The 25,289-nt window shown below is 66.4% G+C and carries 21 protein-coding genes and 1 tRNA gene; 10 read left to right on the forward strand and 12 right to left on the reverse strand.

Annotated features, from left to right (window positions below):
* Window positions 1-3: 3 nt before the first annotated feature.
* The 3 genes from rhaM to FHS96_RS12290 form a co-directional block, all read right to left on the reverse strand.
* Window positions 4-318: an L-rhamnose mutarotase gene (gene rhaM, locus FHS96_RS12280; RefSeq protein ID WP_429591459.1), complete on the reverse strand. Its 315-nt coding sequence runs from the start codon at window positions 316-318 to the stop codon at window positions 4-6.
* A 73-nt stretch (window positions 319-391) separates the two neighbouring features.
* The gene (locus FHS96_RS12285; RefSeq protein ID WP_429591461.1) at window positions 392-1,912 is read right to left on the reverse strand and encodes a rhamnogalacturonidase; all 1,521 of its coding nucleotides are present in this window, start codon (window positions 1,910-1,912) and stop codon (window positions 392-394) included.
* A gap of 13 nt (window positions 1,913-1,925) precedes the next feature.
* The gene (locus tag FHS96_RS12290; protein ID WP_429591464.1) at window positions 1,926-3,155 is read right to left on the reverse strand and encodes a rhamnogalacturonan acetylesterase; all 1,230 of its coding nucleotides are present in this window, start codon (window positions 3,153-3,155) and stop codon (window positions 1,926-1,928) included.
* 323 nt (window positions 3,156-3,478) lie between these two features.
* Between FHS96_RS12290 and FHS96_RS12295 the strand changes: the two genes are divergently transcribed.
* The 5 genes from FHS96_RS12295 to FHS96_RS12315 all read left to right on the forward strand — a co-directional run bounded on the left by FHS96_RS12295 (window position 3,479) and on the right by FHS96_RS12315 (window position 11,596).
* Window positions 3,479-6,238 carry a TonB-dependent receptor gene (locus FHS96_RS12295; protein WP_429591467.1) on the forward strand — a complete coding sequence of 920 codons (2,760 nt, stop codon included), beginning with the start codon at window positions 3,479-3,481 and terminating at the stop codon, window positions 6,236-6,238.
* Between the two features lie 205 nt (window positions 6,239-6,443).
* Window positions 6,444-7,145, forward strand: a complete 702-nt coding sequence (locus FHS96_RS12300; RefSeq protein WP_429591470.1) for a DUF6250 domain-containing protein — start codon at window positions 6,444-6,446, stop codon at window positions 7,143-7,145.
* 31 nt (window positions 7,146-7,176) lie between these two features.
* A complete protein-coding gene (locus FHS96_RS12305) occupies window positions 7,177-9,879 on the forward strand; it encodes an exo-rhamnogalacturonan lyase family protein (RefSeq protein ID WP_429591473.1) in 2,703 nt (900 codons plus the stop codon).
* 59 nt (window positions 9,880-9,938) lie between these two features.
* A complete protein-coding gene (locus FHS96_RS12310; protein WP_429591790.1) occupies window positions 9,939-11,222 on the forward strand; it encodes an oligogalacturonate lyase family protein in 1,284 nt (427 codons plus the stop codon).
* Window positions 11,223-11,380: 158 nt separating this feature from the next.
* The gene (locus FHS96_RS12315; protein ID WP_429591475.1) at window positions 11,381-11,596 is read left to right on the forward strand and encodes a DUF1660 family phage protein; all 216 of its coding nucleotides are present in this window, start codon (window positions 11,381-11,383) and stop codon (window positions 11,594-11,596) included.
* A gap of 120 nt (window positions 11,597-11,716) precedes the next feature.
* Here the strand turns inward: FHS96_RS12315 and FHS96_RS12320 are convergent, their stop codons facing one another.
* Both FHS96_RS12320 and FHS96_RS12325 read right to left on the reverse strand, forming a co-directional pair.
* Window positions 11,717-12,268 (reverse strand): histidine phosphatase family protein, encoded by a 552-nt coding sequence (locus FHS96_RS12320; RefSeq protein ID WP_429591478.1) that lies wholly within the window; start codon window positions 12,266-12,268, stop codon window positions 11,717-11,719.
* Window positions 12,269-12,576: 308 nt separating this feature from the next.
* Window positions 12,577-12,652: transfer RNA gene (locus FHS96_RS12325), tRNA-Ala, on the reverse strand.
* Window positions 12,653-12,904: 252 nt separating this feature from the next.
* Between FHS96_RS12325 and FHS96_RS12330 the strand changes: the two genes are divergently transcribed.
* On the forward strand, window positions 12,905-13,897 hold the full coding sequence (locus FHS96_RS12330; protein WP_429591481.1) for a DUF2171 domain-containing protein: 993 nt from the start codon (window positions 12,905-12,907) through the stop codon (window positions 13,895-13,897).
* A 68-nt stretch (window positions 13,898-13,965) separates the two neighbouring features.
* On the opposite strand, the gene FHS96_RS12335 is transcribed toward FHS96_RS12330, so the two are convergent.
* Together FHS96_RS12335 and ypfJ are read right to left on the reverse strand one after the other, a co-directional pair.
* On the reverse strand, window positions 13,966-15,642 hold the full coding sequence (locus FHS96_RS12335; protein WP_429591793.1) for a GGDEF domain-containing protein: 1,677 nt from the start codon (window positions 15,640-15,642) through the stop codon (window positions 13,966-13,968).
* A gap of 122 nt (window positions 15,643-15,764) precedes the next feature.
* Window positions 15,765-16,661, reverse strand: coding sequence for a KPN_02809 family neutral zinc metallopeptidase (ypfJ, locus tag FHS96_RS12340; RefSeq protein WP_429591484.1), 897 nt, complete (start codon window positions 16,659-16,661; stop codon window positions 15,765-15,767).
* 144 nt (window positions 16,662-16,805) lie between these two features.
* Here ypfJ and FHS96_RS12345 point away from each other — a divergent pair, with 144 nt between their 5' ends.
* From FHS96_RS12345 to FHS96_RS12355, 3 genes are all read left to right on the forward strand, one after another.
* Window positions 16,806-17,951, forward strand: a complete 1,146-nt coding sequence (locus FHS96_RS12345) for a patatin-like phospholipase family protein (RefSeq protein ID WP_429591486.1) — start codon at window positions 16,806-16,808, stop codon at window positions 17,949-17,951.
* Between the two features lie 59 nt (window positions 17,952-18,010).
* Window positions 18,011-18,778: a 3-hydroxybutyrate dehydrogenase gene (locus FHS96_RS12350; RefSeq protein WP_429591488.1), complete on the forward strand. Its 768-nt coding sequence runs from the start codon at window positions 18,011-18,013 to the stop codon at window positions 18,776-18,778.
* 72 nt (window positions 18,779-18,850) lie between these two features.
* Complete coding sequence (locus tag FHS96_RS12355; protein WP_429591491.1) at window positions 18,851-19,495, forward strand: DUF4893 domain-containing protein; 645 nt, start codon at window positions 18,851-18,853, stop codon at window positions 19,493-19,495.
* Between the two features lie 16 nt (window positions 19,496-19,511).
* Here the strand turns inward: FHS96_RS12355 and FHS96_RS12360 are convergent, their stop codons facing one another.
* The 4 genes from FHS96_RS12360 to bufA2 form a co-directional block, all read right to left on the reverse strand.
* Window positions 19,512-20,306 carry a DUF1206 domain-containing protein gene (locus tag FHS96_RS12360; RefSeq protein WP_429591494.1) on the reverse strand — a complete coding sequence of 265 codons (795 nt, stop codon included), beginning with the start codon at window positions 20,304-20,306 and terminating at the stop codon, window positions 19,512-19,514.
* 75 nt (window positions 20,307-20,381) lie between these two features.
* Window positions 20,382-21,149 (reverse strand): HvfC/BufC family peptide modification chaperone, encoded by a 768-nt coding sequence (locus FHS96_RS12365; RefSeq protein ID WP_429591497.1) that lies wholly within the window; start codon window positions 21,147-21,149, stop codon window positions 20,382-20,384.
* On the reverse strand, window positions 21,142-21,981 hold the full coding sequence (bufB, locus tag FHS96_RS12370) for an MNIO family bufferin maturase (protein ID WP_429591500.1): 840 nt from the start codon (window positions 21,979-21,981) through the stop codon (window positions 21,142-21,144). Before bufB ends, FHS96_RS12365 begins: the two co-directional genes overlap by 8 nt.
* A 43-nt stretch (window positions 21,982-22,024) precedes the next feature.
* Complete coding sequence (bufA2, locus tag FHS96_RS12375; RefSeq protein WP_429591503.1) at window positions 22,025-22,309, reverse strand: BufA2 family periplasmic bufferin-type metallophore; 285 nt, start codon at window positions 22,307-22,309, stop codon at window positions 22,025-22,027.
* Window positions 22,310-22,493: 184 nt separating this feature from the next.
* On the opposite strand from bufA2, the gene FHS96_RS12380 reads away from it, so the two are divergent.
* Window positions 22,494-23,828: an amidohydrolase gene (locus FHS96_RS12380; protein WP_429591506.1), complete on the forward strand. Its 1,335-nt coding sequence runs from the start codon at window positions 22,494-22,496 to the stop codon at window positions 23,826-23,828.
* A gap of 22 nt (window positions 23,829-23,850) precedes the next feature.
* Here FHS96_RS12380 and FHS96_RS12385 read toward each other — a convergent pair whose 3' ends face one another.
* On the reverse strand, window positions 23,851-25,107 hold the full coding sequence (locus FHS96_RS12385; RefSeq protein WP_429591509.1) for a multidrug effflux MFS transporter: 1,257 nt from the start codon (window positions 25,105-25,107) through the stop codon (window positions 23,851-23,853).
* Window positions 25,108-25,289: the final 182 nt, after the last annotated feature.

The following is a 25,289-nucleotide window of genomic DNA, read 5'->3' on the forward strand; positions in this document are numbered from 1 at the left end:
TCCTCATGCGAGGTGGAACAGCGGGGTGAGCGGCCATTCGACGGGGCGGTTATTGGCTTCCACCTCCATCAGCGGGGCCATATAGTCCCACCAGCGCTTCATCACCGGATGCTCGGGCAGACTGTCACGGCTGTTCTCCTCGCGCAGCTTGAGCACGGCGAACAGCGACAGCGTCTCCTCGTCGAGGAAGATCGAGTAATCATAGACACCGGTCTGCGTCAGCAGCTCGGACAGTTCCGGCCAGATCTCGTCATGGCGGCGGCGATACTCGTCGACGACACCGGGCTTGAGCTGCATCTTGAAGGCGTGGATGGACATGCCCCCTCCGTGTTCCATTATGTGGGTTTGAATTGCGACATATGGTAATCTGCCCGCATCCTGGCGTCAAATCCTAAGCTTTCCATAGCGGCGTCTCCGTGACGGAAAGGGCGGAAACATCCTCGATGTGGAAAGGCGGGCGGGCATCGGGCGCCATGGTTTCGGCGCGGAATCTGGCGATGCGCAGCTTTTCGGCATGGCGCGCCCACAGCGCCCAGGCGGGAAGCACGCCGAACATGCTGGGCTCGGGATAGGCGTCAGCCAACTCGGCGGGCTTGCGCGCGGCATCGGCGGCGGTTCCGCCGCCGCGATAGACCAGCGCGATGTCCTTCAGCACCACGTCCGACACCCGGTGGCCCGGCAGGCCGGCGACGGCGGCGGGGAAGCGATGATCGATGCCGCGCGCCTCGACCTCGCTGATCACCACATTGTGGATCGCGCCGACGCCGGTGCCCTCGGGCCCGCGCCGGCGATCGCCGATGCGCAGGAAGATCGGCGCGGTGGTCACGTCGTTCATCGTCAGGCCGGTCGCGACGACATTCTCCATCACCCCGCCGTCGACCGTTTCCAGCGCGAGGCCGCGGCAGCGGGTGAAGCTGCAATCCTTGATGATGATGTTGCGATAGCCGCCATTGCTCTCGGTGCCGAGCTTGATGCGGCCGGTGACGCGATCCTGGTCCGGCGCGATCTCCTGCGTCATGCGCTTCGTCCCGTCGAGCATCGTGCCCATGTCATAGCCGGAGACCGCGCAGTCGCGGATGACGATATTCTCGGCGGCGATCGCCTTGCCCAGCGCATAGCTGCTCTTGACGACGATGCCGTCGTCATTGGGCGAATTGACCCGGCAGCGTTCGACCAGCACGTCGCGCACGCAATCGAGGTCGATTCCGTCGCGATCGGTGTCGATGCTGAGGTCGGCGATCTGCAGCGATTGCGTGCCGGTGGCGAGGATCGCGAAATGGCCGCCCTTGAGGATCGAGAAGCCGGTCAGGCGGATGTTGCGGCCGTTGCGCAGCGCGATCGCCTTGTTGCCCTTGCCGCGCATCGCCTGCGCAGCGGGCTCAAGCTCGTCGATCTGCTTCTGGGTCATCGCCCGCATCGAGAGCGGCCGTTCGCCCGCCTGCTTCTTCCAGCGCGCGCCGGGGCCGTCGCGGGTGAGGCCCTTGCCGTCGATCAGGCCGGGGCCGGTGATCGCGACATCCTCAACGCCGTCTCCCCAGATCAGGCTGTTCTGCCAATGGCTGTGGCCGAAATCCTGATAGAGCTGCTCGATGCCTTCCTCGGGCATGTCATAATGGCCGGCGTGGCGCGCGGGATCCGCCGCCTCGATCACCGCGCCCTTGGCGAGCATCAGGGTGACGCGGCTCTTGAGGCGGATCGAGAAGCAGAGATAGCGGCCGCGCGGCAGCACCACCGTCGCGCCGCCGGCCTGCGCCGCGGCGTCGATCGCGGCGTTGATCGCCGGGCTGTCGATGCTGCGGCCATCGCCCTTTGCGCCGTGGGTGCGCACGTCGATCATCGACGCGGCATGGGCGGGGAAGGGCAGGAGGATCGGGCCGGCGAGCAGGCCGAGGCCGACATCGCGGCGGGTCATGCGGATCGCCACCTCAATTCCCCGCCGGCCGTTCGGCGCTGCGCGCGATGCTGGGTGCGATCGCCAGCGATTCCGCGGTCGGCGGGGCGGCGGGTGAGAAAGCGGGCAGGCTGATATGCGGTGCCAGTTCGGGGATGTTGGCACGGATCCGCTCCGCCACCGCGCTAGCGAGCAGCCAGGCGCCATAATTATTGTGGTGCGTCTTGTCCGCCCCGCCATCGTTGAACGCGCTCGGCGCCACTTTCGACCCCAGCGCCTCGTAGATCGCGCGGCTGTCCGCATTGAGGTCGATCAGCGGCACGCCCTCCTCCTTCGCGACGCGGCGGACGGCATCGGCATAGGCGCCCAGCGTGTCCTTGATGCGACCGGCATCGTCGAAGTTGCGCCGCTCTGGCGAGGTGACCAGGACCGGATGCGCGCCGCGGCGCCGCGCCTCGGCGATATAGGTGCGCAGATAGGCCGGGTAGGTGGTGGCCGGATCGACATAGGTCTGCGGCCATTGCTGCTTCTGGTCGTTGTGGCCGAACTGGATGAACAGCCAGTCGCCCGGCTTCATCCGCGACAGCGCCTTGTCGAACCGCAGCGCGGTGAGGAAGGATTTGAGCGTCTCGCCCGACTCGGCATGGTTGGCGACCGCCACGGTGTTGTCGAGCATCGCGGGGAGCATCTGCCCCCAGCTCGCGGCGGGTTCGGCGCGCTGGTCGGTCACGGTCGAGTCGCCGACCAGATAGAGCGTCGGCACGTCGGCGGGGGCCACGGTGATCGCCGCGACCTTCGGTTGCCCAAGAAATTCCAGCGTGAGCTTCTCGTCCCACGTATAGCTGCCCGCCTCGCGCGATTTCAGTCGCACCGAAACGCCGCCCGGCGCGTTTTCGGGCGGCGGCACGAGTTGCGCGGTGCGAACGTTGACGAGGAAACTGGCTTCGCGAAACTGGCCGGGCCGGGTGGCGATGTTGCGCAGCATCAGCCGGCGCGACTCGGCCTTGATCGTGGTGCGCCCCGCGACGCGCCTGTCGCCCAATCTCACCGTGACGCGATAATTGCCCTCGGGCACCGCCACAGAGAAGAGAAAGCCCGTTTCCGTAGCGTCAGGCTCATAGCCGAAGCCGCCCTTCGCATAGGCGCGATCCTTCGCCACCGGCTGGGTGCCGGCGGCGGCGGGCGCATCTGACAAGATGAAGGTTACCGGCGCCGTCGCAGCGTCGGCGAGCAAGAGAAGCGCGAGCCCCGGGGCCAGCGGCATATATGGTCCTCCCCCAGCGGCGCTGTCAAAATTTTCGGGCCGCCTCGTTCCATTTATCGCACACCTACCCCATATAACGGGAGCGGCCTTGCATCAATCCGAGCCGACATTTGTCGGATAATAAAGGCCGACATCGTTATGTGACATCGCCACAGGGGTTGACAGCGATAACCACATGTCGCAACGACGTTCCATTATATAGGAACGAGAGGGTGGCCTGCAGCCGTCAGACCCCCGCAAGCCAACACTCCGTTCCCGAATAAGATGGTTCGGAGGGTCGTCCGGACCGTTGCCATGAGCAAGTTGAGGGTCGGGAGGATTGCGTGTCTAAATCTCTTATTGGTTCGACGGTCGCCGTGAGCGGCGCGTCGCTTCTCGTGCTGGCCGCCATGATCGCAGCGCCTGCCTACGCCCAGGAAACGCCGCCGGCCGAGCCGGTGCAGCAGCCTGCGGCCCCCGAAACCGACGCCGACACCACGCAGCCCGAGGGTGATGCTCCCGCCGACGCGGCCACTGCGGGTGAGCAGGACATCGTCGTTACCGGCATTCGTTCGAGCCTTCAGGGCGCGCTGAACGCCAAGCGCAATTCGGCACAGGTGCTGGACGCGATTTCCGCCGAGGATATCGGCAAGTTTCCGGACAAGAATATCGGTGAAGCGCTTCAGCGCGTGACCGGCGTGCAGATCTCGCGTGCCGACGGCGAAGGCGCCGGCGTCACCATCCGCGGTGCCGATCCCTCGCTGAACCGCGTCGAGATTAACGGCACCACCGCCTTGTCGACCACGGTCGGCGGCGGCCGCGACGTCGACTTCCGCGATCTTCCCGCCGAGTTCGTCAACCGCCTCGAAGTTGTGAAGTCGGCCACCGCCGACATGACCGAAGGTGGCGTCGGCGGCACCGTGCGCGTCATCACGCGCCGTCCGTTCGACAATGGAGGCGATCCGTTCCTCGCCGGCTCGGCGCAGGTCATCTATGCCGACATCGCCGACACAATGGATCCGAAGTTCGCGCTGATCGGCAGCGACACCTTCGCCGACGGCACGATCGGCGTGCTGCTCTCGGGCACCTACGAGAACCGTAACGTGGAGAGCCACCAGGCGCGCACCACCGGCTGGAAGCAAATCGACAGCAATCCGGCGCTCGCCGGCATGCAGGCCTATGACCTCAACAACGACGGCATGGGTGACTTCTTCCCGGACATCCCGCGCTATGTGATGAACCGGCTGGAGACCCAGCGCTATGCGCTGAACGGCATCCTCGAATGGCGTCCGTCGGACGACTTCAAGGCCTATTACGAGGGCAACTACACCCGTTCGAAGCAGACGGTGCGGTCGCAGTATTTGCAGACCGGTACCTCGGGCGGCTTCGTCGACACCGAGAATACGATCATCGGGCCGGACAATACCGCATCCTATCTGGTGTATCGCAACAACCCGGCGTTGGCGGTGCCGAGCCAGCTCGGTGTTGCCTATCGCAACATCCTTGGCGACATCACCCGTTCGACCTTCAACTCGGCGATCGGCGCCGAGTGGACGACCGGCAAGCTGACGCTGACCCCGAAGATCTCCTATGCGAAGGCCAAGGCCTATAACAACGAGATCAACGCGACCGCGTCGGTCCTCGGCATGGACAGCCTGATCGTCGACTATCGCAACGAACAGCAGTCTCCGCAGATCATTCTTCCCAACGACCCGACCACCACCAATGGGGTCAACCGTCTGGCCGTCCAACGCCGTCCGCGCTACGACCAGCAGGAAGAATATATGGGCAAGCTCGATGCGGAGTATAAGCCCGATGCCGGTCTCTTCACCTCGTTCAAGGCCGGTGGCCAGTGGCGCCGCCTGACGGTGGATTCGAAGCTGTTCAACACAACCACCACGCTGGACGGTTTCAATAATCCGGCGGTGCAGGATCGTATCGATCAGGCGCTGGGCTATTCGGATATCGGCAACACCGCCTTCTTCCACACCGGCAATCTCGGCTTCAACGATGGCTATCAGCGCTGGCTGAACATCAATGAGGGTGTGGCGAACTACGTCGGCATCCCCGATCCGTTCGGCAACCAGACCTTCACCGACACTTGGGAAGTGCGCGAGCAGAACATCGCCGGCTATGCGCAGGCCTCGTTCGCGGTCGATTTGGGTTCGGTTCCGGTCACCGGCGTGATCGGTGCCCGTGTGGTCAACACCAAGACCGACACGTCGGGCTATCTGAACGCGGGCGGCGTCATCTCGCCGGTCGCCTATGACGCCGAAGTGACCGAGTTCCTGCCGTCGCTGAACGTCAAGGCCGAGCTGCTGCCGAACAAGCTGTTCCTCCGCGGTACCGCCACCGAAGTGATGGCGCGCCCGCTGCCGCAGCAGCTCGCGCCGCGCTTCACGCTGGACATCGTCGGCCTCTCGGGCTCGCGCGGCAACCCCGGCCTGGAGCCCTTCCGTGCCCGCCAGTACGATCTGGGCGCGGAATATTACATCAACAGCACCAGCTTCGCGTCGATCACCTATTTCCGCAAGGAAATCAGCTCGTTCATCCAGAACACGACCGAGCCCTATACCGATCCGACCGGTGTCGTTTACAACATCACCGTGCCGACCAACGGCACCCAGAAGGTGACGATCAACGGCGTCGAGGCCGGCCTGCAGGTGGCGTTCGACTTCATCGACGTGCCCGTTCTCAAGAACATGGGCGTCATGGCGAACTACACCTATTCGAAGGACAGCGGCTATGAAGGCCGCGACTTCTTCACCGGTGCGGCGCTGCCGTTCCAGGGTCTGTCGCGCAACAGCTACAACGTCTCGGCCTATTATGAAGACGATGTGATCAGCCTGCGCGGCGCCTATAACTGGCGTTCGAAGTATCTGATCGTGGCGCAGGGCCGCGGCAACAATCCGGAGTTCGGTGAGGCCTATGGCCAGCTCGATGCGTCGCTGAACATCACGCTGATGCCGGAAGTGTCGCTGTTCCTCGAGGGCGTGAACCTGCTTGACGCGACCCGCAAGGAGAACGCCAACAGCGTCTACCGTCGCACGATCGTCGAGACCTTCGGCCGTCGCGTCTATGGTGGCATTCGCTTCAAGCTCTGATGGGAAAGACCCCTCTCCTTTGGGAGAGGGGTTGGGGATGGGGCCCGTTCCCCGGCGCCGGAGCCGGGGGAGGGGTCCCATCCCGAAATACAATGTGCCTCACCTTCTCTCTTCCTTCACGAGAGGGCGGGAGGGGCGGCGAACATAAATCTCCTCCCCGAGCAAAACTCGGGGAGGAGATTCGCAAATGTAAAGGAGGCAGCCTGTGTTCAGCCGCCGATCCTTGGTCGCCATGCTCGCGCTGACGGCGCTCGCCGGCTGCGCCTCCGTGCCGCGCGGCTCCGCCACTCCGGCCCATGCCGACGATTTCACCCACGGCCTCGCCCAATGGCGGCTGGAGGCCGCATCGCCCGCCGCGCGGGTGACCGCCGCCAACGGCATCCTCGACATCGATACGCCCAAGGGCCTCAGCCTGTGGTTCCTGCCGCGCCTCGAAGGGCCGGTGGCGATCAGCTTCGAGGTGCGCGCGGTTTCCGCCGGCGGGCCCAATGACGCGGTGAGCGACGTCAATGCCTTCTGGATGGCGACCGATGCAGCGGTGCCCGGCGGATCGGTGCTCGAACGGCCACGCAGCGGCGTGTTCGAGGATTATGACACGCTGAAAACCTATTATGTCGGCATCGGCGGCAACCGCAACACGACCACGCGGATGCGCCGCTATGTCGGCGAGGCGGCGAACCGCCCGCTGCTGCCCGAACATGACAAGACCGCGCCGGCCGACATGCTGCAGCCCAATCGCTGGTTCCGCATCCGCCTGATCGCCGACGGCAACCGCATCGTGGTGGAGCGCGACGGCGCGATCCTGTTCGCGATGGACGATGCCGACCCCTATCGCGCCGGCCATTTCGCGCTGCGCACCACCCAGAGCCATTTGCAGGTGCGCGACTTCAAGGTCGCGCGCCCCTGAATACGCCGATAAGCCAGAGGGAGGAGAGGATATGAGGATCAGCCGTCGCGAAGCGTTGGGAGGGGCGAGCCTGCTCGCCGGCGCCATGAGCCTGGGCGGTGCGCCTGCCTTTGCTGCACCCCGCGCGCGCAGCATTCCGGCGACGCCGCTGCGCTGGATCGACGATGCCGCGCCCGCGCTTTCGCCCGGCCAGACCTTCGGCGTGCCATGGCCGCGCGGCGTGCTGCCGGCGAAGAGCCCGCTCAGCGTGACCGGCGCTGACGGCGCAGCGCTCCCCTCGCAGCACTGGACGATCGCGACCTGGCCCGATGGCTCGGCGAAATGGACCGCGCACGCGCTGCCCGCCGGCACCGACATGCCGGCGACGCTCGCGGTCACCCCCGGCCGCCCCGCGGCGCCCCAGGCGCCGGTCAGCGTGCGCGAGACTGCCGACCGCATCGAGATTGCGGTCGGTGCCACGACATGGCGGATCGGCAGGAGCGGGCAGGCGCTGATCCAGTCCGCCGACAGCGGCGGCCGCCGCGTGATGGACGCGTTCGAACTGGTCGCCAGCGTCGACAGCGCGCCCGAGAAGGGCACGCGCACCGAATTCGTCGGCCGCATCGCGAAGGCGACGGTCGAACAGACCGGCCCGGTGCGCGCGGTGGTGAAGCTGGAAGGCATGCATGAGGGCGCGGGTCGCCGCTGGTTGCCCTTCGTCGTGCGCTTCTATGCCTATGCCGGCAGCCAGCATCTGCGCATCGTCCACAGCTTCATCTTCGATGGTGATGCGAAGAAGGACTTCCTCAGCGGCCTCGGGCTGCGCGCGACGGTGCCGATGGCGGCGCCGCTCCACGACCGCCACGTCCGCCTCGCCACCGGCGACGGCAATCTGTTCGTGGAGGCGGTGCGACCGCTGACCGGGCTGCGCCGCGATCCCGGCAAGCCGTTCCGGGACGCGCAGGTCGCCGGCCGCGCGATCCCGCCGCTGGAAGGAATGCCGAAGGGCGTCAGCACGCTGCTCGATCGCATCCCGGCGTGGAGCGACTTCACCCTCGAACAGCCGACCGCTGACGGCTTCGCGATCCGCAAGCGCACCAAGGCCGGGCAGGCTTGGATCGATTCCACCTCGGGCACGCGGTCGCTCGGGCTCGGCTATGTCGGGTCGCCGACCGGCGGCGTCGCGCTCGCCACGCGCTATTTCTGGCAGCGTCACCCAGCACAGATCGACATTCGCGGCGCCGCCGAAGACAAGGCTTCGCTCACCGCCTGGCTGTGGTCGCCCGACGCGCCGGCGATGGACATGCGCTCCTACCGCGATGTCGACGGGATGGAGGAATATGACGCCCAGAACGAAGGGCTCGCCATCACCTATGAGGATTATGAGCCCGGCTGGGACGATGCCTCGGGCATCGCGCGCACCAGCGAACTGAGCCTGTGGGCCTGCCCCGCGACGCCGACGTCGGAGGCGCTGTCGGAGATGGCGAAGACCAATGCGGTGCCGCCGCAACTGATGGTCACGCCGGAGCGGATCCACGCAGCCGGCGTGCTCGGCCCCTGGGGGCTGCCCGACCGCTCGACGCCGATGAAGGCGCGGATCGAGGCGCAGATCAGCAACCTCGCCGATTTCTACGCGGACGAGGTCGATCGCCGCGGCTGGTATGGCTTCTGGCATCATGGCGACGTGATGCACACCTATGACAGCGACCGGCACCAGTGGCGCTACGACATTGGCGGCTATGCATGGGACAATAGCGAACTCTCGCCGGACCTGTGGCTGTGGTACACCGTGCTGCGCAGCGGCAGCGCCAAGATCTTCCGCTTCGCCGAGGCGATGACGCGGCATACCGGTGAGGTCGACGTCTATCATCTCGGTCGCTTCGCCGGGCTCGGCACGCGCCATGGCGTGCAGCATTGGAGCGACAGTTCGAAGCAGCCGCGCGTCAGCAACGCCGCCTATCGCCGCATCTTCTATTATCTGACCGCGGACGAGCGGGTGGGCGATCTGATGCGCGCGCTGCTCACCTCGGACCAGACGCTCGAACATGTCGAGATCGGCCGCAAGGTGCCGGGGGCGGAGCGCAAGCCACTGCCCAAGGGGGTGATCGATTTCAGCTTCGGCACGATGTGGTGCTCGGTCGCCGCGGCGTGGCTCACCGAATGGGAACGCACCGGCAGCAAAGTCTGGCGGGATCGTCTGGTCGCCGGCATGGATAGCATCGGCCGGCTCAAATATGGCTGGCTGGCAGGCAGCGCGCCCTATGACCCCAAGTCCGGCCGGTTCATGGGGCCGGGCGACAAGATCTCGCTGTCGCACCTCAACGCGGTGTTCGGCGCGGTCGAGATCAATGCCGAGCTGCTCGATCTGCTCGATGTGCCGCGCTACCGCACGGCGTGGCTCGATTATTGCCGCTGGTTCAACGCGGACAAGGCGTCGTGGGAGGCCAAGTTCCAGATGCCGTTCAAGTCGCGGAACCTGAAGGAAGGCCATTCGCGGCTGACCGCCTATGTCGCGAAGGAAAGCGGCGAGGCGGCGCTCGGCACGCGGGCGTGGGAAGAATTCATGTCCGGCGAGGCCGGGCTCGGCCTTTCCAACGGCGATCCTCGGGTGGCGATCAACGGGCCGGGGCTGATCCGCCCGCAGGTGGAATGGCCCGAGGTCTCGACCAACGCCGCCGCGCAGTGGGGCCTCGCCGCGATCGAGAATCTCGCGCTGGTGCCCGATGCCCTCGCCACCGTGCAGGGCCCGAAATGACGAAAGGAAAGATGATGCGCCGCTTCGGCCTGTTCGCTCTCGCTCTGGCGCTTGCGCCGATGGCCTTGCCGTCCGCCGCGCAGGCCGCGCCGGTGAAGGAGTGGGTGGACGCGCTGACCGGCCACCGCATCGTGCAGGTCAGCCGCGAGGCGGGCAGCGCCAGCCTCTATTTTCACCAGAACAGCTATACGCCTCAGGGCGACAAGATGGTGATCTCGGTGCCGGACGGCATCGCGGTCGTGACCTTGGCGGACTGGAGCGTCAAGCCGCTGGTGAAGGGCAAGGATCTCCAACTGCTCTTCACCGGCCGCAAGACGCGCACCGCTTATTATGCCAGTGGCGCGCGCAACGATGGCGGCGGCGCGAAGACGATCTTCGGCGTCGATATCGACAGCGGCAAGGTGCGCAAGATCGCGACGGTGGAGCGCGGCTCGATCGGCTCGATCAATGCGGACGAGACGCTGCTGCTCGGCCAGTGGGCGGCGAGCGACAAGCCGCTGCAGCCCGATGGCACGCAGAAGCAAGGCGGCCAGCCGGAAATCCGCCAGCAGTTCGGCCAGGCGCATTATGCCGCCAACGGACCGGACGGAAAGCCGTTGAGCTTCGCCGAGGCCAAGGAGGTGCGGCTCAACGAGCGGCTGGAAGCGAAGATCCCAATGGAGATCTTCACGATCGACATCCGCACCGGCGCGCGCAAGGTGGTGGTCGCCTCCACCGACTGGCTCAACCACGTCCAGTTCTCGCCGACCGACCCCGGCCTCATCATGTATTGCCATGAGGGGCCCTGGCATAAGGTCGACCGGATCTGGACGGTGCGGACGGACGGCAGCGCCAACATGATCGTCCACAAGCGCACGATGAACATGGAGATCGCCGGCCACGAGTTCTTCTCGCCCGACGGCAAGTGGATTTGGTACGATCTGCAGACGCCGCGCGGCGAGGTGTTCTGGCTGGCCGGCTATGAGATCGCGACGGGCAAGCGCAAATGGTTCGCGGTCGAGCGCAACATGTGGTCGGTACACTACAACCAGTCCCCCGACAGGACGATCTTCTCGGGCGACGGCGGCGACAGCGAAATGGTCGCGCATGCGCCGGACGGGAAATATCTCTATCTGTTCACGCCGAAGGACGTACCCGACGTGGCGGGCATCCACGCCGAGAACAGCGAGAACCTGATCTCGCCGGGCACATTCGTGCCCGAAAAGATCGTCGACATGCGCAAGCATGACTATCGGCTGGAACCCAACATCACCTTCACACCGGACGGCAAATGGATGGTATTCCGCTCCAACATGGAAGGGGCGAACCATATCTATGCGGTCGAGGTGAAGCGGACGAAATAAGCATCGCGGGCGGCGCCCTCCCTCCGTTCGCATGTGATTTGATCGTCTTGTCGGGCCACGGCTTACAGCCCCGGTTCGCACATGCGGTATCCCGATGGTGCCGCGCAGCAACCGGATGAGTCGCACGCGGCGGGGAGTTTCCTTCGGACCGCGAGACGATGATGGCGCTGTTGTGCAGGATTTTCGGTCACAAGCCCAATCGGGGGCATGCGCGCCATGACGGACGAGATTATTGGACGTCGTGCAAGCGCTGCAACGGTGAGCTCATCCGCGATCCGGAAGGGTGGCGGGCTGGTACGGCGGCGGAAATCAGCTTCCACCACCGCCTGCGCGGCGACCGCGATGAACAGCGCGCGGCAGCCGGCCTCGGCTGATCGCCGCGCGCACCCGCATGCCGCGTTCGCTTCAGGCGCGGCCATGGCCGTGATCCCAACCCGTGCTGGTCCTCTCGTTTCAGCCGCGCAGCAACCCCGCGTCGCCGCCGTCCGGATCGATCAGCAGGAACAGCCCAGCGACTGGAGGCGCCACGTCTTCTTGAACGACAATGTCGTGCAAGAAAGTGGTGCTATGTCGATGGCGAGCGTTGCGCTGAGCCTCAGGCCCAGCGCATGGGCCACCGCGGCGCGGATGATCATCGGATGGGTGATCGCCGCGACGCTGACGTCGGCAGGGGCGCGGTCATCCAGCCACCGGCCGGTCCGCATCCGCGCTGCCTCCATCGTCTCGCCGCCGGGGACGCCTGCGGTAGGGTTGGCGAGCCAGGTCGAGAACGGCTTCGGCTGGGCCGCGGCGACCTCCTCAAACGCACGCCCCGTCCATTGTGCCTGGTCCATATCGGCCAATGCGGGATCAAGCCGCGCGTCGACGCCCATCGCCCGCGCGGTGTCGCGCGCGGCGCGCGCCGGGCTGCAGATCAGCGTGTCCCTGAACCGCTGGGCAATGTCCACGCGGCTCGCGTCGCTCACACCGCCGGCATCGAGCGGTTCGCCGGGATCGGCAAAGCCGCCCGCCCGGCTCGACGCGGTGGCGCCGGCGCACAGCAGCATGATTTGAGTAACCAGAATACCCTCCGACCGCGGTGAAAGCGGGGAAATCCCGGCGCGCTTGCGCCACCGTTATAGAGGCGGGAGTCCTGCGTCGAGCGTCAGGCGCTTTTGAAGGAGCAGCCTCGATCTTCTGGGCGCGCGACGATCGGAACGGCTGACATTGAAGCCGTAACCACCTGTTTTCGAAACCAGCGGCGAGGATACTGCGCGATTTCGGCAGCAACCCCATCACCATCTGCAAGCTTGCCGACTGGTGCCGCCCCCGGCGGCCATCGGCCTCAATCCCGCAGAATATCAGGCCGGAAAGTTGGTGGAGCTGAGGGGAATCGAACCCCTGACCTCTGCAGTGCGATTGCAGCGCTCTCCCATCTGAGCTACAGCCCCGCTCCACCCCCGCTGTTGGCGGGAGGCGTCCCTCTAGCGATACCTTTCGCAGGACGCAATAGGCGTTTCGCTTGATCCTGATCAGTCGTTGCGGAGGCGACGGACGGTTCGTCTCCGCTGGCGCACGCATCGTCACGCGTCCCGGAACGTGGGCGTTTCAGGCTCATTTTAGTGATGTCCGATGGGCGTGCAGCGTGCCGTCCGGCTCGTGCAGCTTGCCCGCGACATTGACACCTCAGGAGGGTGATTCAGATGGGTTACGAACGCAACGACCGCTTCCGCGACCGCAATCGCGATGATGACCGCTACGGCTCGAGCTCCGGCTATGGCTATGGCCGCGAGCAGGGCGGATATCGTGCCGACAATCGCTATGGCGGGTTCAGCGACCGCGATGCGCGCTGGCGCGCGCCGGAGCGCTCCGATCGCGACTATGGCAGGGCACAATATGGCAGGTCCGAACATGGTCGCTCCGATTACGGCCGGTCCGATTATGGTCGCCCGGCGGACTATGACTATGACGAACGCGGCTTCTTCTCGCGCGCCGGCGACGAAGTGCGTTCGTGGTTCGGCGACGAAGATGCCGAGCGCCGGCGAGAATATGATCATCGCTATGACGAGCGTTACGAGCGCGAACAGGGCTATGGCGATCGCTATGGCAGCGGCTACGGCACCGGCCGCGCCTATGGCCGCAGCTATGGCGGCTACGGCGAGGAGCGCGGCCGCACCCGCGACTGGGGTGAGCGGCAGGGTTATGCCGATCGTGATCTCCGCAGCCGCCACCGCGACCGCGGGCATGACGATGACAGCCGCGGCAGCTATGTCGACTGGCGCGAACGTCAGAACTCGCTGTTCGACCAGGATTATGACGAATATCGCCGCGAGCATCAGAGCAAGTTCGACACGGATTTCACCAACTGGCGCACCCGCCGCGACACCCAGCGCGGCAGCCTGGGCAAAGTGACCGAGCATATGGAGGTGATCGGTTCGGATGGCGTGCATGTCGGTATCGTCGACAAGGTGCGCGGTGACCGCATCCTGCTGACCAAGAACGACAAGGATGCCGGCGGCCACCACCACAGCATCCCGTCCCGCTGGATCGACCGCGTCGATGACCGCGTGATCCTCGAAAAGACCGCGGAGCAGGCGCAGGCGGCGTGGCGCGATGAGGAGAATCGCCAAGCGCTGTTCGGCGACAAGGATGATCAGCGCGGCACGGGTACCAACACGTACAGCCGCAGCTTCTAACCTTTCGGCTCTTCCGACTGGATGATGAGGGCCCGGGGCATCGCTCCGGGCCCTTTGATTTGCGCTGCTCAGGCGGCCTCGTCGCCCAGCGTTTCCGTCCAGACGCAGCTCCGATCACGCCCCGACTGTTTGCAGCGGTAGAGCGCGATGTCGGCGCGCCGATAGAGGCGCCGCCAGTCCGCCTCGCTGCCAATCGGCCCTTCGGCGATGCCGATGCTCAGCGTCACCCGCGCGGCGTGGGGCATGATCGCGTTGCGCACACGCACCAGCAGCGCTTCGGGATCGACCGCGCCGGCACCGATCGGGGAGACAAGGCCGAACTCCTCGCCGCCCAGCCGCGCTGCGGGCAATAGCGCACCGTCGGCCAGGATCGTGGCGACGCGCCGTAGCACCTCGTCACCCGCATCATGGCCGAAGCGGTCGTTGATCCGCTTGAAATGGTCGATGTCGATCAACACCAGCCGCAGGGCGCGGCCATTGCTGCCCGCCTTCACCGCTTCGCGCAGGAAGGCGCGGCGGTTGAGCAGGCCGGTCAGCGGATCGGTGTCGGCCAGCGCGCTGGCCTCGATCGCGCTCGCGCGCGCGCGGTCGCGCTCCAGCGTCAGCGTGTTGATGCGGTGCGCGACGACCAGCGAACTGATCAGCGCCTCGATCATCATCGCCCCCACCGTCGAATTGTCGAGCCAGAACGAATGGGCGATCAGCCCCAGGCCATGTGCAGTGCGCAGGACCGCGAACAGGATCGGTGCGGACCAGGCGATCAGGAATAGCGCGAGGTAGCGGCTGCGGCCACGCCACGCGAAATAGACCACCGGCGGCAGGGTGCCGAGCATGGCGAGAATGGCCACTGCGAACAGTCGGTCGAGCGGCGCGATTGCATAGGGCGCGAACAAGGCGAATGCGAGGCCTGCGGCGAACACCAGCGCGCAGACCGCCTTGATCAGCTGGTGGAGCCGCCGCGGCAACACGTTGGGCTCGAAGAAATGGCGCACGAAGGTCATCGCGCAGATGCCGGCGAGCGCGAGCAGCAGATAGTTCAGCCGCAACCGATCATTATTGTCGATCCAGGGCAGCAGCCAAGCCAGCGCGCCCGATGAGGATACGCCATAGAGCAATGTCGTGCCGACCATCGCGCAATAATAGATCAGGAAGCGCAGTCTTAGCGCGCTCCACAGCATCAGGTTGTAGACGATGAGCGCGATGCCGAGCCCGCCAAATGCCGAATAGGCCGCGGCCAGCGCAAGCGTGCGCCCCTGGCGGCGCGAGTCGGGCTCGATACTCGGCGTGAGCATCACGCCGCGCTGATTCGCGGCACCGTCGACATGCGCGAGGATGCCGACGATCGGGCTGTCCGCAGTCGGCAGCGGCACCGAGATGAAGGCGCCCAGTTCGATATGGGGGCTCGTCGTATCCGATCGAAAACCGGTCGCCGCGACGCTGCCGTCGGCGCGGACGGCATAGATCTGCACCCGCTGCTGCCAGGTGCTGCCCCAGCGCAGCCGCATCGGTGCCGTCGCGCTGCTGGCGACCGAGAAGCCGCGCAGCAGCACCCAGAAGTCGCCGGGTCCGTTCTTCGTCTGCGGGCCACTGCAATCGAACCGGCCGGGGCTCTGCCACAGCGCCGCAGGCGTCATGTTGGGCTCCGCCTTCAGCAGGCAGGCAGTTGGATGCACTACCGTGTCGGGGAGGCCGTCCGCCGCGCGCGCCACGATAGGCACCGCGAGCAGCACCAGCCACAGCAGCACGAGCGCCAAGGCGCGTCCACCGATCCTATGCCCAGGCTCTGCGCGGTGCATGCAGCGGCGTTAAGCATAGATGACGAAAATAAAGTTAACCGCGCGCTATCCAGACCCCGTTCTTCGGGGCATCAGCGCGGCGCGGAGAAGGTGTCGCACGTCGCCGGATCTCCCGATTGATAGCCGCGCCGCAGCCATTCGACGCGCTGCGCCGAGGATCCGTGGGTGAAGCTTTCGGGCACGGGACGGCGGCCCGCCGCGCGCTGCAGGGTATCGTCGCCGATCGCGGCCGCGGCGGTCAGCCCTTCCTCCAGATCTCCGGGTTCCATCAGATTCTCGTCGTTGCGCGCCCACACGCCGGCATAGCAATCCGCCTGCAACTCCATCTTCACCTGCAGCGCATTGCCTTCCGCCTGGCTGGCATTGGCTTGGGCGCGGCGGACCTTTTCATTGATGCCGGTGATCGTCTGGACGTGGTGACCCACCTCGTGGGCAATGACATAGGCAGCGGCGAAATCGCCCTCGGCGCGGAAGCGGGTGGCAAGTTCGTTGAAGAAGGTGACGTCGAGATAGATGCCCTGGTCGGCGGGGCAATAGAAGGGCCCCATCGCCGCCTGCGCCGCGCCGCAGCCCGAGCGGTCGTTCTCGGTATAGAGCACCAGCTTGGGCTCGACATAGCGTTGGCCGCTGCGCGCGAACAGCGCCGTCCAGCGCCGCTCGGTGGAGCCGAGCACCCGCGCGACCATATCCTTGACCTGCGGATCGATCGTCGAGGCGCCCTCGCCACCCGGTGCCGCCTGCTGCTGGCGGGGCGCCGGCGCGGTCAGTTGACCATCGCCCACAAGCTGGAGCGGGTTGAAGCCGAGCAGCATGGCAATGACGATGAAAACGATGATGCCGCCGCAACCGAAGCGGTTGCCGACCAGCCCCAGCAGCCCGGCGATGGGCAGGCCGCCACCGCCCCCCCCGCCGCCGCCACCCGTGCGATCCTCGATATTGCTGCTGGGCGCTTCATCGTCGAGCCGCATCGTGCCTCTCCCTTGGTGCGGGAACAATGCGGCGGAGGCGATCTGGTTGCAATCGGGGCGGTTGCATTCGGCGGATGCAGAGGTGGCGATTGATCATCTCGGCCCCTCTTGATGCACCGCAGCGAAGCGCGCATCTAGGGGGCGATGGCAGATTCCGAGCCCCGCCGCCTGCGCCGATCGAGGTCCAAGGCGCTGCCCCTTCCCGAGGAAGTGGCGCTGGTCCTCCAAGGGGGCGGCGCCCTCGGATCCTATCAGGCGGGTGTCTATGAGGCGCTGCACGAGACCGCGATTGAGGTCGATTTCGTCGCGGGCATTTCGATCGGCGCGGTCAATGCGGCGCTGATCGCCGGCAATCCGCCGGAATTGCGCGTCGAGCGGCTGCGGGCTTTCTGGGATCGGTTGAGCGGCTGGCTGCCCAGCTTCCCCATCTGGCAGGACGATCGCCTGCGCGAGGCGATCCACGAATGGTCGGCCGGCTTCGTCGCGACCTTTGGCGTACCGGGCTTCTTCCGGCCGCGGCCCTTGCCGCCCCTGATGGCGGCACCGGGAAGCTGCGAGGCGCTGAGCTTCTATGACAGCGCGCAACTCGCCGAAACGCTGAACGCCTTCGTCGACTGGGATCTGCTCAACGACGGACCGGTACGGATCGCGGTGGGCGCGGTCGACATCGAGAACGGTAACTTCCATTATTTCGACAGCAAGCATGAGCGGCTCGACGCGCGCCACATCATGGCTTCCGGCGCGCTGCCGCCGGGCTTGCCGCCGGTCGAGATCGACGGGCGCTGGTGGTGGGATGGCGGCCTCGTCTCCAACACCCCGCTCGCCTATGTGCTGGAAAAGCAGCGCGCTGAGATGCTCGTCTTCCAGGTCGATCTCTTCTCCGCCGCCGCGGAACGGCCGCGCACGATCATGGACGTGATGGCGCGGGAGAAGGAAATCCGCTTCTCCAGCCGTACCCGCCAGGTCAGTGATGCGCTGCTCAAACTGAGGCGGGAGCGCGAGACGATCCGTCGCGTGCTCGCCAAGCTGCCGGCCGACATGTGCGGAGACCCCGACGTGGTGGCGCTCAAGGCGCAGGCGGAGGAATATGCGGTCAACGTCGTCCACCTCATCTACCGCGCCAATGCGTGGGAAGGCGGCGCGCGCGACTATGAATTCTCGGCGCGGACGATGAACGAGCATTGGCATGCCGGCCGCGCCGCGGTGGAGGAAACCGTGTCGCGCTCCGAACTCGTTGCCCGCAACATTCTTGACGGCAAGACCGCCGCCTTCGACCTCGCCCGCAAATAAGCCTTGGCGAGCGTCGCATGATCGCTGCCCCTTAAAATCTGACGAAAGGAAGAGTTTCGATGTCGCTCAAGGGCAAGACTGCGCTCGTCACCGGTTCCACCTCCGGCATCGGCCTCGCCTATGCCCGCGCACTCGCCGCGGTGGGCGTGAACGTCGTGATCAACGGCTTCGGCAAGCCCGAGGATATCGAGAAGGAACGGGCCAGCATCGAGGCCGACTTCGGCGTGACGGCGGGCTATGACGGCGCCGACATGACCAAGCACGAGCAGATCGCCGCGATGGTCGAGGCGGCGGCGCCCGACATCCTGATCTGCAACGCCGGCATCCAGCATGTCTCGCCGATCGAGGACTTCCCGCCCGAAAAGTGGGAAGCGGTTATCGCGATCAACCTCAGCTCCGCTTTCTATGCGATGCGTTCCGCGATCCCGATCATGAAGGCGCGCAAATGGGGGCGCATCGTCTGCACCGCCTCCGCGCACTCCAAGACGGCTTCGCCTTTCAAATCGGCCTATGTCTCGGCGAAGCACGGGCTGGCCGGGCTGGTGAAGACTGCGGCGCTGGAAACCGCGACCGACGGTATCACCGTCAACGCGATCAGCCCGGGCTATGTCTGGACGCCGCTGGTCGAGAACCAGATTCCGGATACGATGAAGGCGCGCAACATGACGCGTGAGCAGGTGCTGAACGACGTGCTGCTCGCCGGGCAGCCCACCAAGGAGTTCGTCACGTCCGAGCAGGTCGCGGCGCTTGCCGTCTATCTTTGCGGGGACGATGCCAAGGCGATCACCGGCGCCAACCTGTCGATCGACGGAGGCTGGACGGCCTGACGGGCTGTCACATTCCTGCCATCAGGGGGATCGAAGCTGGCGGGCGTCGCGTTGACCGTGGGGAGATTTGTCATGCGCACTGCCAGCCTGCCTTTATTCATCGCCGGATTGGGAGTGCTTTCCGGTTGTGGCGGCGGCGCCGCGGCGCCCGAGGCTGCGGCGCGCGCGCCGGTCGTCACCGACTGGCGCCGGCTCGCCACCCCGGCGGACCGGCGCCGGCTCGGCGAGTGGCGGACGGCGTTTATCGATGCGCTGGCGGCGGCGCGGGCGGACGGGCATGGCGCCGAGATCGACCGTGAGGGCGCGCTGCTCATGCCCGATGCCGCGCTGGATCAGGTCGATCTGCCGGCCGGCAATTATCGCTGTCGCGTCATCAAGCTCGGCACCCAGGTCAAGGGGCGGCTGAGCTATGTCGCCTATCCGACCTTCGGCTGCCGCGCCGCCGCGACGCCCGGCGGGTTCAGGATGGAAAAGCTCAGCGGGTCGCAACGGCCGGCGGGCTATGCCTATCCCGACGGGCCGCGGCGGATGGTCTTCCTCGGCTCGATGGCGCTCGGCGACGAGACGATGGCGATGGATTATGGCTACCATCCCGATCGCGATGTCGCCGCCGCGGTCGAGCGGATCGGGCCGGGACGCTGGCGGCTGGTGGTGCCCTATCCGCGCTTCGAATCGGTGCTGGACGTCGTCGAACTGGTTCCCGCGCCGGCAAACTGAGGCGAACGGGCCGGCCTCAGCGCACCTGAGCGGCGGCGGCGCGGAGGCGATCGACGACGCGCGGATCGCTGATCCGGCGATAGCGCGCCTCAATCAGGCTGAAGACGCCGAACATCACGAAGCCCGCGGCTACGATCAGTTGCAGTACGCCGGGCAGCGCATCGAGCGCCTGTTCCATGCCGCCGGCGCGGCTTGCGCTGCCATCCAGCGCGGCGCTGCCGAGGAACAGGCCTGAGATCGCGAACACCGTGCCGCGCGCCAGATAGCCGGCGCGCCCGACCCACGCGATCCAGGCGCGATTGGCGACCTGCGGATCGAGATGGCGCAGGAAGCCGAGCTTGATCGCCTTCACCACCTGATAGGCGCCGACGCCGATCAAGATGATCGCGACGAGGCCTAGCATGATGCTGCCGCCCGGCAGCGACAGAGCGGTCGACGCGCCCTGCTGCGCGGCGTCGCCGCTAGATCCATGCTCGCCGAGTGCCAGCCGCACCGCCGCCAGGCAGAGGAAGAAATGGATGCCGCCCGAGACCGCGCCGCCAACCCGCTTGGCGATGCCGCCGGCATCGGTGCCGGCATTGTCGCCGTCGACCAGTGCTTCCGACAGGCGCCAGATGCCATAGCCAAGAAAGCCGATCGCCATCAGCGCAAGCAGGATGCGACCGCCGGTTCCGCTGAGGAAATCGAGCGCGCCCTGATTGTCCTCAGTGCGTCCAAGCATCAGGGTCAGCGCCCCGATCGTGCCGTAGAGCAGCCCGCGGGCGGCGAAGCCCACGCGCGCCATCGTCTCCAGCTTGCCCGCGTCGAGCATGGTGGCCTCCCATTGAATGATCGAGCGGCCAACGATCGGAGGCAGAACGGGGTTCCGGTGGCGCGGATGCGGTGTTCAGCCACCCCACACGAGGACGGCGTCGCGCAGCCAGCCACCCAGCATCGTTCCGGCGGCGGTCGTCGCCTTCTCCGCGCCGAGCCGCTTTTCCAGCATCGCGCAGATCGTCGCGAAGCTGGCGCCCGCGGCGATGTGCCGCAGAGCCTCATCCTCGGCCGCGTCGAGTGTGCGGAAATGCGGCTGGTCATCCATCCGCCACACCAGCAGCAGGGCCCGGCGACCGAGCGGCAGCAGGGCAGGTGGCGTCTCGCCCGCTTCCAGTGCCCGCCAGACCGGCGCCAGATTTTGCGTCGCCTCGACCAGAGACGCGGCGGGATGAAGCAAGAGCGGACGCTCGATCCACTCGTCGGTGCCGAGTACAGTGATGGCGGCGACGTCGATCGGCGGCCCGTCGGGACCATCGAACGCCGCGTCGATCGCCCAGTCGAGCGCCGCCAACTCGGCGATCTCGGGATGGTCGGGAAAGCGCGTCGCCAGGAACGCGGCGAAGCCGGCGCCATAATCGCGCAGGTTGCGAAAGGGGGAGGGGGTGGCGGCGGCGTAGGCGTCTGCCGCGGCGTCGAAGCGATCGTCGCCCAGCCATGCGGCGCAGCGGCGATGATTGTGGCGGATCGCGCCGCGTAACGTCAGCCGATAGGCGTTGCGATAGATGGCGATACGACGTTCGGCATCGGCATGGGGGCCGTCCACGACGTCTGGGGCCGCGCCTTCGCAGCCTGTAATCTGCGCGAGGAAGGCGTGCTGAATGCGGGCGAGGTCAGCCATCGGGCGCTGCCGCCGCGACCGCGCGGACCCGATCGAGTTCGGTGAGCAGTTCGGGCAGCGGCGGGATGGCATCGTCGCGCTCGATCATCGTCGCGACATCGCCCCACAGTCGCCGGCTCTCGGCATAGAGCGCCCACACCGGATCGGCCACGGGGGCGTCATGCGTGTCGATCAGCAGGTCGCCGGCATCGCTGTGGCCGGCAAGGTGGATCTGCTGGATCCTGTCGGCGGGCAGCGTTGCCATATAGGCGCGCGCGTCGAACCCGTGATTGTGCGCCGAGACATGGATGTTGTTGATGTCTGCGAGCAGCAGGCAATCGGCCCGCGTCGCCATTTCGGCAAGGAAGCCGCATTCGCTGAGATCGGAATCGGCGAAGCTGGCATAGCTGGACGGGTTCTCGATCAGGATGCGGCGCTTCAACCGATCCTGCACGCGGCCGATATGCGCGACGACGAGGTCGAGCGTCTCTTCGGTATAGGGCAGGGGCAGCAGATCATGGCTGTTGATGCCGCCGATCCCCGTCCAGCAGAGATGGTCGGAAACCCAGAGCGGTTCCACCCGCGAGACGAGGGCGGCGAGCGCGTCGAGATAGGCAGGGTCGAGCCCGTCCGCCGATCCGATCGACAGCGACACGCCGTGCAGCGCCATCGGATAGTCGGCCCGCACCTGGTCCAGCACCGCGAGCGGCCGGCCGCCGGGCACCATGAAATTCTCGCTGATCACCTCGAACCAGTCGACCGGCTGCGGCGCGGCGAGCACGTCGCGATAATGATCGGGGCGCAGGCCGAGGCCGAAGCCGGGGGAGGGGGCGCGAAGTACGGGCGCGAGCATTTGCGGGTGGACCGGCGGGGCGGCCGGCGCCCCGCCGCCTCGATCAGCCAAGGTCGCCGATGGTGCCGCCGGCCTCGAAACATTCGGACGCCTTCATCGCGACGAAGCCTTCCGCCTTACAGGCGTTTTGGCCCTTGCAGGCATTGGCGGTGGTGCCGCAATCCGATTTGCCCTTGCAGTCGTTGATCGCATAGCAGTGCACTGTGTCGCCCGCGGCGATCGCCTTGCCCTTGCTGTTCTTGGGTGCATCGGCGGCGACCGCGGCCGAGGACAGGGCGATCATTGTGGCGGCCGATGCGATGGTGCCGGCGATGCTGAGCTTGTTCATGGCTTATCCTCCTCTTCTTCGTCGTCTGTAACGGGCAAGGCAGTGTGCTGCGCCTGCGCGGACGCGACCGATCGCCGGTTTACCCAATCGAAACCGCCACGCACAGCATTTCCAGCTACGGCACGGCTTGGCCCAGCGGATGCGTCGTGGCTAGGATCGGGCGATCACACTGGGAGGCCAATATATGCATCGTCCGCCATCGCTTCGCCGCTTCGCGCCGCTGCTCCTCGCGCTGCCGCTGCTTTGGGCGGCACCCGCGGCGGCGGAGCCGGTGCGGGACGCGGTGACCGCGGACATGCCCTCGCTGATGGCGCTCTATCGCGATTTCCACGCCAATCCCGAACTGAGCTTCGAGGAGGTGAAATCGGCCGCGAAGATCGCCGCCGAATTGCGCCGGCTGGGCTTCACCGTGACGACGGGGGTCGGCAAGACCGGCGTCGTCGGCGTGCTGAAGAATGGCGATGGCCCGGTGCTGATGATCCGCGCGGACATGGATGGGTTGCCGGTGCCCGAACAGACCGGCCTGCCTTTCGCCAGCAAGGCCACCGGGACTTCGCGCGAGGGGCTGTCGACGCCGATCATGCACGCCTGCGGCCATGATACGCACATGACAACATTGATCGGTACCGCACGTCGGCTGACGGCGATGAAGGCGGCGTGGCGGGGCACTCTGGTGATGATCGGGCAGCCTGCCGAGGAGATCGGCCTCGGTTCCAAGGCGATGCTCGACGACGGGCTCTACACCCGCTTTCCCAAGCCGCAATTCGTGCTGGGCTTCCACGATTCCGCCAGCCTCCCCGCGGGCATTGTCGGCGTCACCTCGGGCTATGCGCTGGCCAATGTCGATTCGGTCGACATTCTGGTGAAGGCGGTGGGAGGCCATGGCGCCTATCCGCAGACGACCCGCGACCCGATCGTGCTCGCCTCGCGCATCGTCACCGCACTGCAAACATTGGTCTCGCGCGAGGTCGATCCGCAGGATGCCGCGGTGGTGACGGTCGGCAGCTTCCAGGCGGGCGCCAAGCACAACATCATCCCCGCCGAGGCGCGACTGCTGCTGACGGTGCGCAGCTATTCGGATGCCACCCGAAAGCTGCTGCTCGACGGCATCGCCCGCATCGCGCGCGGCGAGGCGATCGCGGCGGGCCTGCCGGAAGACAAGATGCCGGTGGTGAAGGTGAAGGATGAGTTCACCCCCGCCACCTACAATACCGAACCGCTTGCCGGCCGGCTGAAGGCGGTGTGGCGGACGCGCTTCGGAGCCGACCGCGTCACCGATGCGACCGCTTCGATGGGTGGCGAGGATTTCAGCCGCTTCTATCTGGCCGACAAGAACGTGCAGAGCATGATCTTCTGGGTGGGCGGCGTGCCGAAGGCGGCGTGGGACAAGGTGAGCGGCGATACCAACCAGCTGCCCTCGCTGCACAGCCCGTTCTGGGCGCCCGAGGCGGACGCCGTCATCTCCACCGCGACCGAGGCGATGACCGCGGGCGCGCTGGAGATTCTTGCGAAGAAATAGGGACCGACGGCTCGCGCGGCGCTCAGTGCGCGGCGACGGGCTCCTGGCCGCCGTCAGGCGCGTGCGGGCGGAACAGCTTGCCCTGCTCGGTCACCAGCACCGCCAGCATGGCGAGCAGGCCGGTGACGGTGAAGCCCAGCGACAGCGGCACGGTGCTGCCGTTGAAGCTCTGGCTCACCGTCATGCCGATGAGCGCTGCGGCGACGGTGGAAAGGCTGCCCTGCACCGAGGATGCGGTGCCCGCGACATGACCCAGCTTCTCCATTGCCATCGCGCCGAAATTGCCGGTCATCAGGCCGAAGCAGCCCATCATCAGCGCCTGCACGATCGCGAAGGTCCAGATCGTTTCAAGCCCGGACACCGCGATGGCGAGGTGCATCGCCGCGAAGAAGATGAAGCCAAACATCGCAGTGTGGGACACGCGGCGGGTGCCGAACCGCTCGACGATGCGCGAATTGGCGAAGGAGGACAGCGCCATCGTGCCCGCGATCGAGGCGAAGGCCCAGGGGAACAGCAAGGGCGCATGGAACACGTCGGTGAAGATCTGCTGCACCGATCCAATGAAGCCGAACAGCCCACCGATCACGAAGGTCTGCGCCAGCGAGTAGCCAACCGAGGATCGATCGGTGACGACCAGGCGGAACGCCTCGACCGTGTCCGCCAGGGTGATCGGCCGGCGATCCTCGACATGCATGGTTTCGGGCAGGCGCAGCAGCGACCAGACGAACACCGTCGTGCCGAAGATCGCGAAGGCGCCGAAGATCCAGCGCCAGTTGGCGACGCTCAGCACGATCTGGCCGAGCGCCGGCGCCATCATCGGCACCGCGAGGAAGACGATGAACGCCAGCGACATCACGCGCGCCATCGTCCGCCCGACATAGCAGTCGCGGATGATGGTGATCGACAGAACCCGCGAGGCGGCGGAGGCCAGCCCCATCAGCACGCGGGCACCGAGCAGCAGCGCGAAGCTGGAGGAAATGGCGGCGACCGTGCTGACCAGCACATAGGCGCCGATCGCCCAAAGCAGCACCGGCCGCCGGCCGAAGCGATCGGCCAGCGTGCCGTAGAAGATCTGGCCGACGCCGAAGCCCAGCAAATAGCTGGTCACCACCCACTGCCGCGCATTGCCGGCAACGCCCAGGCTCTCGCCGATCGCGGGAAGGGCGGGCAGCATGGTATCGATGCTGAGCGCGTTCAGCGCCATCAGCGCCGCGATCAGCGCGACGAACTCGCGGAAATGAAGGCCGGGATGCGGCTGGGGGCGGGTTGCAGGATTCATGGTTTCGATCGAACGGGCAAGCGGATGCCGCGACGAACGATGCCCGTCGTGACGCGGTTCCCCTCCCCGGGCCGGCCATCGTCACGATGCGCGAAGGCCTGGACCATGCCAGCCGATAGACGCCAGGGGCACGACCGGCAAGGATAGCGGCGGCTATTGTCAACATGGGCTTGTTCGAACGC

Source organism: Sphingomonas zeicaulis (assembly GCF_050433225.1).
Classification (GTDB): domain Bacteria; phylum Pseudomonadota; class Alphaproteobacteria; order Sphingomonadales; family Sphingomonadaceae; genus Sphingomonas_D; species Sphingomonas_D zeicaulis.